Origin of the sequence: Sulfitobacter sp. HI0129 (assembly GCF_001635395.1) — a bacterium.
Lineage (GTDB): Bacteria > Pseudomonadota > Alphaproteobacteria > Rhodobacterales > Rhodobacteraceae > Sulfitobacter.
This window is the reverse complement of the sequence record NZ_LWGH01000819.1, coordinates 1-8,281: the sequence shown is the minus strand read 5'-3', so window position 1 is coordinate 8,281 and position 8,281 is coordinate 1. Positions and strand designations below refer to the sequence as shown.

Sequence of the window (8,281 nt, the reverse complement as noted above, 5' to 3'; positions counted from 1 at the left end):
CCTTCGGCCCGCCCAGCTTGTGCGCCGAGACGAGCGCCATGCGCAGGCCGGAACCCGCGAAATCGCAGGGCAGTTTGCCGAAGCTCTGGGTCATGTCGCTGACGGCAAGGCCCGGAGGGAGCGACTGCAGAACGCCGGTTTCGGAATTGGCTGATTGCAAGGTGCAGCCGGCGGGATCGTCCAGATCGACCTTCCCATGGGCATCGACCGGCAGATCCTCCGCCACCCAGGATCGCACCGCATCATGTTCTATCGCCGCGCCGCGTAACCCACGCCCCCCAAGGGCGAGTGCTGCCGCCTCCGTGGCACCGGAGGTAAAGACGATATCCGCGTCCTCCGCCCCGAGGGCCGTGGCGATCTGCGCGCGGGCGCGCTCAATCAATGCCTTGGCCGCGCGCCCTTCGGCATGGACGCTCGATGGGTTGCCCGCCACATCCATCGCCTCAGTCATGGCGGCCCGCGCCTCGGGGCGCAGCGGGGTGGTGGCATTATGATCGAGATAGACCCTCATGCCTCGTCCACCACCGCGAAAAGGTTCGGCACCGCCGGACAGGGCGCCAGATCATTGGCGATGACATCCGAAAGCCGCGTCTGGTGCAGATAGACATAGACATGCGCGCTCAGCCCCTCCCACAGCCGGTTGGTCAGCGACTGTGCCCGGCTGCCCGAAAGCCCGCCCGACACGCCCGCACCCTTGTGCATGGCATCGAGCGTTTCATCCACGGCGGCCAGCACGTCGATCACCCGGATCTCCGACGCGGGCCGCGCCAGCCGGTAGCCCCCGCCGGGCCCGCGGACCGATGTCACCAGCTCCCCCCGCCGCAGCTTGACGAAGAGTTGCTCCAGATAGGGCAGCGAAATGGACTGGCGCTCCGCGATATCACCGAGAGAGACCAGCGCATCGTCCTTTTGCAGGGCGATGTCGGACAGGGCCACCATGGCATAGCGCCCTTTCGTCGATAGCTTCATCGTCCATCCCCTCCCGCCGGCGGCAGTCGATTGACGCCGCGCCGCGAAATGCCTAAGTGCAAAGCCTGTACGCGCCGCAGTCACGCAGGTGTAAGTTTAGAACCGTTCTAAGGTGCCCGAGCGAATTCGTCAACTATTCGCGGCCCCTGGAACCTGCATGCAGGATATCCCATGCCCGAGGTCATCTTTCCCGGACCCGAAGGCCGCCTAGAAGGCCGCTATCACCCCCAGAAGGAACGCGATGCGCCCATCGCGATCGTCCTGCACCCGCACCCGCAGTTCGGCGGCACAATGAACCACAAGGTGGTCTACAATCTACATTACGCCTTCTACAAGATGGGCTTCACGGTCCTGCGCTTCAACTTCCGCGGCGTGGGGCGCAGCCAGGGCGAATACGACCAGGGCATCGGCGAACTCAGCGATGCGGCCTCGGCGCTGGATTACCTGCAGTCGATGAACAACAATTCCAAGCATTGCTGGGTCGCGGGCTTCAGCTTCGGCGCCTGGATCGGCATGCAGCTTCTGATGCGCCGGCCAGAGATCACGGGCTTCATCTCGGTCTCCCCGCCGGCCAACATGTACGATTTCTCCTTCCTCGCCCCCTGCCCCGCCTCCGGGCTGATCATCAACGGCACGGCGGACAAGGTGGCCCCGCCCCCCGATACCGTGAGCCTCGTGAACAAGCTGCACGAGCAGAAGGGCATCACGATCACCCACAAGGAAATCGAGGGCGCCGGTCATTTCTTCGAGGATCCGCATATGGATACGCTGATCGATACCACCTCCCACTACGTGAAGCGCCGCCTGACGGAGACGTCGCGCTGATGGCGGACCGCTTCGTCGTCGAGATGGCCAACAAACTGGCCGATGAATGCCTCGCCGTGCAGCGCGAAACCGGCGAGGATCGTCTCTTCATCGAGGTCGGCAATGAACTGGGGGCCTCGTCCCAGACACTCGAAGAAGCCTTCCTGACCGCGATCCGCACCCGGATGGCCGAGCAGAAGGGCCGGGATTTCCTCGCCCGCAGGCTGCAGGCCCATCGCGACAGGTCCACCGAGGCGTGAGCACACGTCTCGACCGGCAGATTGCCTTTCTGAACGAGGCGGACAAGCTCAAGTCCGTTCTGCGTGGCACGACGCTGGGCGATGCCTCCCGCCGGGAGAATTCAGCGGAACATTCCTGGCACCTGACGCTCTACGCGCTGGTGCTGGCGGATCAGGCCGGGCCGGATGTCGATATCGACCGGGTGCTCCGCATGTTGATCCTGCACGACCTGGTGGAGATCGACGCGGGCGACAATCCGATCTTCGGCACGGTTGACGCCCCGGCGGTTGCGGCGGCGGAACAGGCCGCGGCGGACCGCATTTTCGGATTGCTTCCCGATGACCTCAGCACCGGGCTGCGTGCCATCTGGGAAGAATTCGAAGCCGCCGAAACACCCACCGCCCGCTTCGCCAAATCGCTCGACCGGTTCCAGCCGCCGATGCAGAACCTGATGTCAGGCGGCGGCAGCTGGGTGGAATACAACGTGACCGAAGAACGCGTGGCCGAACGTGTGGGCAGCGCCATCGCCCGCGGCGCACCCGGCCTTTGGGACTATGCCCGCCGCCGTATCGCCGCCTGGTTCGCAGCCAGGGCAGACTGACCCCTTCTCATGATCCCAAATACGTCGGGGTCCGGGGCGGCGCCCCGGTTCCCCGGCCCATCTATGCCCCATCCGGCAATTTTTGCCCGAGCTTCGGCATACAACGGTATACCACCTTCCCATTCACCGGACGATAGGCTAAACGCTGCGCAAACGCGTTATGCCAAAGGAGCATTTGATGTCGAAGATCAAGGTAGAAAACCCAATCGTCGAACTCGACGGCGATGAAATGACCCGGATCATCTGGGATTTCATCAAGAAGAAGCTGATCACCCCCTATCTCGACGTCGATCTCAAGTACTACGATCTCGGCATCGAGGCGCGTGATGAAACCGATGACCAGATCACCGTCGATGCCGCCCATGCGATCCAGAAATACGGCGTTGGCGTCAAATGCGCGACCATCACCCCCGACGAAGCACGGGTGGAGGAATTCGGCCTCAAGAAGATGTGGCGCAGCCCCAACGGCACCATCCGCAACATCCTTGGCGGCGTGGTCTTCCGGGAGCCGATCATCTGCAAGAACGTACCCCGCCTTGTGCCGGGCTGGACACAGCCCATCGTGATCGGCCGCCACGCCTATGGCGACCAGTACCGCGCCACCGACATGAAGTTCCCCGGACCGGGCAAACTGTCGATGAAATTCGTCGGCGAAGACGGCACCGTGATGGAGGAAGAGGTCTTCGACGCGCCCTCCTCCGGCGTTTACATGGGGATGTATAACCTCGACGAATCCATCAAGGATTTCGCCCGCGCCTCGATGAACTACGGCCTCAAGCGCGGCTATCCCGTCTACCTGTCCACCAAGAACACCATCCTCAAGAACTACGACGGCCAGTTCATGATCCTGTTCCAGCAGGTCTTCGACGAAGAGTTCAAGGACAAGTTCGCCGAAGCGGGCATCACCTACGAACACCGCCTGATCGACGACATGGTCGCGGCGGCGATGAAGTGGTCGGGCGGCTATGTTTGGGCCTGCAAGAACTACGACGGCGACGTGCAGTCCGACACCGTGGCGCAGGGCTTCGGCTCGCTGGGCCTGATGACATCGCAGCTGATGACGCCCGATGGCAAGATCGTGGAAGCCGAGGCCGCGCACGGCACGGTCACGCGCCACTACCGCCAGCACCAGAAGGGCGAAGAGACGTCGACCAACTCGATCGCGTCAATCTATGCCTGGACCGGCGGGTTGAAGCACCGCGGCAAGCTCGACGACAACACCGCGCTGACCAACTTTGCCGAGACGCTGGAACGCGTCGTGGTGGATACCGTTGAAAGCGGCCACATGACCAAGGACCTCGCCCTGCTGGTCGGCCCCGATCAGAAGTGGCTCACCACCATGGGCTTCCTCGAAAAGGTGGATGAGAACCTGAACAAGGCGCTGCAGGGCTGATAGCCCCGCGGGATTGAATATGACCGAAAGGGCCGCCCCGTGCGGCCCTTTCCCGTTTCATACCCTTCATTCCGCCGGAACCGTCCCCCGCCCCTCGGGCCGTGGGGCCCGATGCGCCATGCGGGCGGCGAGGCGCTGCACGATATACCCCGCCGTCCTGCGGCACAGGCAGGGAATAACCGCATGCACCATCGCCGCCACGCCCGCCAGCAGCAGCAACCCGGCAAAGCCGAATGCGAAGCGCATGTGTTCGGTATAGCTTTCGTTCACCGCTGCCGGATGGTCGAGGAAGATGCGGCGTATCATGGGGCGTTCCTTTCCGTTCACTGATCGAATGAAAGGATAGCCCACCGGCAGGTTGTGAATTTCCCAAAGATCACGATGATACATTCCATCGCGGGAGAAATTTATGCTATATGCGTCATATGGTGGATATAGATGACGCGGATCGACGGATCCTGAAACAGTTGCAGCGCGATGCGGGCCAATCGCTCGACCAGTTGGGCGACGCGGTGGGCCTGTCGCGCAATGCCTGCTGGCGGCGCGTTCGCGCGATGGAGGCCGCGGGCATCATTCGCGGGCGTGTCTGCCTGCTCGATCCCGAAAAGCTGGGCCTCGGCCTGTCGGTCATCATGCAAATCAGGACGAACCAGCACGCGCCGGACTGGCTGGCGCGATTTTCTTCTGCTACACGGGACATGCCGGAAATCCTGGGAGTGTACCGCATGACCGGCGATCTCGACTATCTGATCCGGGCGCGCGTTTCCGACATGAAGGATTATGACCGTCTCTATCGCCAATTGATCCGGAAGATCCCCCTTTCGGACGTGTCGGCGAGCTTCGTGATGGAAGAGATCAAGGAAACGACCGAACTGCCGCTCTAGGCTCTGGGGGTTCTGATGCCCGTCTATCTTATCCTTGTGCTGGCCGTGCTGGCCGAAACCATCGGCACGACCGCCTTGCAGGCCTCGCAGCAGTTTTCGCGCCTTGTGCCCTCGCTCATCGTCGTGCTGGCTTATGCGCTCTCCTTCTATCTTCTGTCGATGACGCTGAAGGTGATGCCGGTGGGCGTTGTCTATGCGCTTTGGTCGGGTCTGGGGATCGTGCTGATCGCGGCCATCGGCTTTGCGGTCTTCGGCCAGCGGCTGGATGCGGCGGCGATTATCGGTCTGACGATGATCATCGGCGGCATTGCGATCATTCACCTTTTTTCCAATACTGCGCCGCATTAGGCGGAACCTCCGCCGGTCTGAAGGGTTAGCGGGGGATGCCTGAGTTGTTTGGATCGATGTGGAGCAAGCTGCCCGCCCCCCTGCGGGAGCAGCTCGAAGGATATGCGACGGGCTTCTGGGCCGTGCTGCCGCAGATCGTGCTTTCGTTGCTTTTCGTGCTTTTCGTCTGGCTGGTGGTCAAGGTCGTCAACTGGACCGTACCCCGCACCCTGCGCCGCGCGCGGATGCGGCGGGCCCTGATCGACGTGATCATGATGCTTTTGACGGTCAGCATCTGGCTCTTCGGGATCCTGATCGCCGTAACCATCGCCTTCCCTACGATCACGCCCGGCAAGGCGCTAACCGCGCTGGGCGTGGGCGGCGTTGCCATCGGTTTCGCCTTCAAAGACGTGTTTGAAAACTTTCTGGCCGGGGTGCTGCTGCTCATCCGCGAACCCTTCTCCATCGAGGATTTCATCGATTGCGAGGATATCGAAGGCCAGGTGGAGGAGATCACCATCCGCGACACCCACGTCCGCCAGACCGATGGGCAGCTCGTGGTCGCGCCCAACGCGATGTTCTTCAAGAACCCCGTCACCATCCGCACCGCCCGCGATGTGCGCCGCACCACGATCATCTGCGGCATCGCCTATGGCGAGGATGTGGATGCCGCGCGTGAGGTCATTGCACAAGCCGTGCGCGGGGTCGACGCCGTGCGCGACGACGTGCGTGACGTTGAAATCTTCGCACAGGAATTTGCGGACAGTTCGATCAATTTCGAAGTGACCTGGTGGACAGGTTCGCGCCCCATCGACATCCGGTCAAGCCGGGACAAGGTCGTCGCCGCCGTCAAACGGGCGCTGGACGACGCCGGAATCGAAATCCCCTTTCCCTATCGCACCCTCACCTTCAAGGAGCCCCTGCCGCTCACCCGCGGCGGGTCGGATGCGCAGGACGGCGAATAGGGGCGCCAAGTTCCGGTTTCCGGGGCTTTTTTGCCCCCTGTCGGAACTTTTCCGCTCATTGTCCTGTTTGGCTCTCACAACAAGGTGAGCGGTGATGCCCATGGAAATCCCCATGCGGTCGGACTGCCACCCCTGATAGTGGAGTTATTCGTAATGGGCGGAATTATCTATCTCGTCGGTCTTGTCGTAGTCGTTCTGGCGATCCTGTCGCTGCTGGGACTCGCCTGATATGGAGCGGACTGAAAAAATGACTGCTGCCAGCCAGCCGCGCGTCGCGCAGGATGGCAGCTACTTCGACTGGCCCGCCCTGTTCGGCGGTGCCGTAGTGACCACGGCCATCGGGCTGCTCTTTGCCGGTTTCGGCGCGGCTCTCGGCCTCAGCGCGGTGTCGCCGCTGCAGGGTGAAGGTTCGGTCGGCTGGGCGCTGATCATCGTGGGCGCATGGATCCTGATCACCACCGTCGTGGCCTACGCCGCAGGCGGTTATGTGGCGGGCCGGATGCGCCGCCGGATCGACGGTGCGAGCGCGGATGAGGTTTCCGCGCGCGACAGCATGCATGGTGCGGTCGTCTGGGGCCTTGGGCTTATCTTCAGCGCATGGATGGCCGCAGGCATCGTGGGCGGTGTGACGACAGCGGTCGGCAACGTGGCCGAAGGTGCTGCCAGTGCCGCAGGCACCGTAGCGGGCGCCGCAGGTGATGTGGCCGCCGCAGCCGGGGGGGCCGCCGCCGATGCGGGCGATGCCGTGGCAGACAGCGATCTGCTGGCCAATGTCAATCCGCTCGAGATCATCAACCAGCGTCTGCTGCGCGGGACCGAGGTGCGCGTGGATCAGAACCTCGACCTGCCGGCCGGTGGCATGGCGGTACTGGGTGATATCCTGCGCACGGGCGAGATCGACGATCAGGACCGCGCCTATCTGGTCGACGTGATCACCGAGAATTCCAACCTCAACGCCGCGCAGGTGGAAGAGCGTGTGGATGCGGCTGTCGCAGAAGTCGTGCAACTGCGCGAAGAGGCGCAGGCCCAGGCGGCACAACTGGCCCAGGACGCGCGTGAAGCAGCCGATGCGGCGCGCCGGGCCTCCGTCCTGACGGGCTTCGCCATCGCGGCGGCATTCCTGATCGCGGCAGCAGCCGCCATCTGGGGCGCCTCGCTCGGCGGGCGCCACCGGGACGAAGGCATGCTCTTTGCAGGCTTCCGCAGCTTCTGAGCACGCCCTAAGCTATGAAACGCGCCCCCGGTCCTGCCGGGGGCGTTTTCGCGTCGTGGTGTCACGCCACATTCCACTGGCCTTCCGGGCCGCCGCGGGTTATGCGCGCCGCAACTCCCTGACAGAGGCTGAATCATGGACCTTCGCAATATCGCGATCATCGCACATGTTGACCACGGCAAGACAACGCTGGTGGACGAACTGCTCAAGCAATCGGGCACCTACCGCGAAAACCAGGCGACGACCGAACGCGCGATGGACAGCAACGATCTGGAGCGCGAGCGCGGGATCACCATCCTTGCCAAGGCGACCTCGGTCGAATGGAAAGGCACACGGATCAACATCGTCGACACGCCCGGCCACGCCGATTTCGGGGGCGAGGTTGAGCGCATCCTGAGCATGGTGGACGGTGTGGTGCTGCTGGTGGATGCCGCCGAAGGCCCGATGCCGCAGACGAAGTTCGTCACCTCCAAGGCGCTCGCCCTCGGCCTGCGCCCGATCGTCGTGCTGAACAAGGTCGACAAGCCCGACGCGGAGCCGGACCGCGCGCTGGACGAATGTTTCGACCTCTTCGCGAACCTCGGCGCTGACGATGAGCAACTCGATTTTCCCCATCTCTATGCTTCTGGCCGTTCGGGCTGGGCGGATACGGACCTTGATGGCCCGCGCAAGAACCTCGACGCGCTGTTCGATCTGGTGATCGATCATGTGCCGGCCCCGGCGCAAATCTCCCGCCGCGGCGAAGACTTCCGTATGCTGGCGACCACGCTCGGCTCCGACCCGTTCATCGGGCGGCTGCTGACGGGCCGGGTGGAATCGGGAACACTCAAGGCCGGTGAGACCGTCAAGGCGCTGGCGCGCGATGGCTCGCTGATCGAGAATTTC

The 8,281-nt window shown here is 63.3% G+C and carries 12 protein-coding genes; 9 read left to right on the top strand and 3 right to left on the bottom strand.

Translation table 11 applies throughout. The annotated features are described in order from the left end of the window. Together A3764_RS19495 and A3764_RS19490 are read right to left on the bottom strand one after the other, a co-directional pair. On the bottom strand, positions 1-511 hold a 511-nt coding region (locus A3764_RS19495), incomplete at its 3' end, for an aminotransferase class V-fold PLP-dependent enzyme (RefSeq protein WP_150122316.1). Further along, a complete protein-coding gene (locus A3764_RS19490) occupies positions 508-969 on the bottom strand; it encodes an Rrf2 family transcriptional regulator (protein ID WP_067921491.1) in 462 nt (153 codons plus the stop codon). The genes A3764_RS19490 and A3764_RS19495, both read right to left, overlap by 4 nt. 171 nt (positions 970-1,140) lie before the next feature. Here A3764_RS19490 and A3764_RS19485 point away from each other — a divergent pair, with 171 nt between their 5' ends. The 4 genes from A3764_RS19485 to A3764_RS19470 all read left to right on the top strand — a co-directional run bounded on the left by A3764_RS19485 (position 1,141) and on the right by A3764_RS19470 (position 4,007). Then, positions 1,141-1,794, top strand: a complete 654-nt coding sequence (locus tag A3764_RS19485; RefSeq protein WP_067921489.1) for an alpha/beta hydrolase — start codon at positions 1,141-1,143, stop codon at positions 1,792-1,794. Next, complete coding sequence (locus A3764_RS19480; RefSeq protein WP_067921487.1) at positions 1,794-2,033, top strand: hypothetical protein; 240 nt, start codon at positions 1,794-1,796, stop codon at positions 2,031-2,033. The genes A3764_RS19485 and A3764_RS19480 overlap by 1 nt, the downstream gene beginning before the upstream one ends. Next, positions 2,030-2,614, top strand: a complete 585-nt coding sequence (locus tag A3764_RS19475) for an HD domain-containing protein (RefSeq protein WP_067921485.1) — start codon at positions 2,030-2,032, stop codon at positions 2,612-2,614. The genes A3764_RS19480 and A3764_RS19475 overlap by 4 nt, the downstream gene beginning before the upstream one ends. Before the next feature lie 178 nt (positions 2,615-2,792). Then, the gene (locus tag A3764_RS19470) at positions 2,793-4,007 is read left to right on the top strand and encodes an NADP-dependent isocitrate dehydrogenase (protein WP_067921483.1); all 1,215 of its coding nucleotides are present in this window, start codon (positions 2,793-2,795) and stop codon (positions 4,005-4,007) included. A 66-nt stretch (positions 4,008-4,073) separates the two neighbouring features. Here A3764_RS19470 and A3764_RS19465 read toward each other — a convergent pair whose 3' ends face one another. Then, positions 4,074-4,313, bottom strand: coding sequence for a DUF6356 family protein (locus A3764_RS19465; protein WP_067921481.1), 240 nt, complete (start codon positions 4,311-4,313; stop codon positions 4,074-4,076). Positions 4,314-4,432: 119 nt separating this feature from the next. Between A3764_RS19465 and A3764_RS19460 the strand changes: the two genes are divergently transcribed. The 5 genes from A3764_RS19460 to A3764_RS19440 all read left to right on the top strand — a co-directional run. Beyond that, on the top strand, positions 4,433-4,891 hold the full coding sequence (locus A3764_RS19460; RefSeq protein WP_067921501.1) for an Lrp/AsnC family transcriptional regulator: 459 nt from the start codon (positions 4,433-4,435) through the stop codon (positions 4,889-4,891). Between the two features lie 15 nt (positions 4,892-4,906). Then, positions 4,907-5,239, top strand: a complete 333-nt coding sequence (locus A3764_RS19455; protein ID WP_067921479.1) for a DMT family transporter — start codon at positions 4,907-4,909, stop codon at positions 5,237-5,239. A gap of 35 nt (positions 5,240-5,274) precedes the next feature. After that, the gene (locus tag A3764_RS19450; protein WP_201722244.1) at positions 5,275-6,183 is read left to right on the top strand and encodes a mechanosensitive ion channel family protein; all 909 of its coding nucleotides are present in this window, start codon (positions 5,275-5,277) and stop codon (positions 6,181-6,183) included. Positions 6,184-6,430: 247 nt separating this feature from the next. Beyond that, positions 6,431-7,396 carry a hypothetical protein gene (locus A3764_RS19445; protein WP_067921477.1) on the top strand — a complete coding sequence of 322 codons (966 nt, stop codon included), beginning with the start codon at positions 6,431-6,433 and terminating at the stop codon, positions 7,394-7,396. 135 nt (positions 7,397-7,531) lie between these two features. After that, positions 7,532-8,281 (top strand): GTP-binding protein (locus A3764_RS19440; protein ID WP_150122315.1); only part of this gene is annotated, 750 nt, incomplete at its 3' end.

Bases quoted from the DNA above. Each gene is read 5' to 3' on its own strand.
- A3764_RS19460 (WP_067921501.1), top strand. From the start codon at position 4,433: ATGGTGGATATAGATGACGCGGATCGACGGATCCTGAAACAGTTGCAG.
- A3764_RS19465 (WP_067921481.1), bottom strand. From the start codon at position 4,313: ATGATACGCCGCATCTTCCTCGACCATCCGGCAGCGGTGAACGAAAGC.
- A3764_RS19485 (WP_067921489.1), top strand. From the start codon at position 1,141: ATGCCCGAGGTCATCTTTCCCGGACCCGAAGGCCGCCTAGAAGGCCGC.
- A3764_RS19480 (WP_067921487.1), top strand. From the start codon at position 1,794: ATGGCGGACCGCTTCGTCGTCGAGATGGCCAACAAACTGGCCGATGAA.
- A3764_RS19450 (WP_201722244.1), top strand. From the start codon at position 5,275: ATGCCTGAGTTGTTTGGATCGATGTGGAGCAAGCTGCCCGCCCCCCTG.
- A3764_RS19490 (WP_067921491.1), bottom strand. From the start codon at position 969: ATGAAGCTATCGACGAAAGGGCGCTATGCCATGGTGGCCCTGTCCGAC.
- A3764_RS19470 (WP_067921483.1), top strand. From the start codon at position 2,793: ATGTCGAAGATCAAGGTAGAAAACCCAATCGTCGAACTCGACGGCGAT.
- A3764_RS19445 (WP_067921477.1), top strand. From the start codon at position 6,431: ATGACTGCTGCCAGCCAGCCGCGCGTCGCGCAGGATGGCAGCTACTTC.
- A3764_RS19455 (WP_067921479.1), top strand. From the start codon at position 4,907: ATGCCCGTCTATCTTATCCTTGTGCTGGCCGTGCTGGCCGAAACCATC.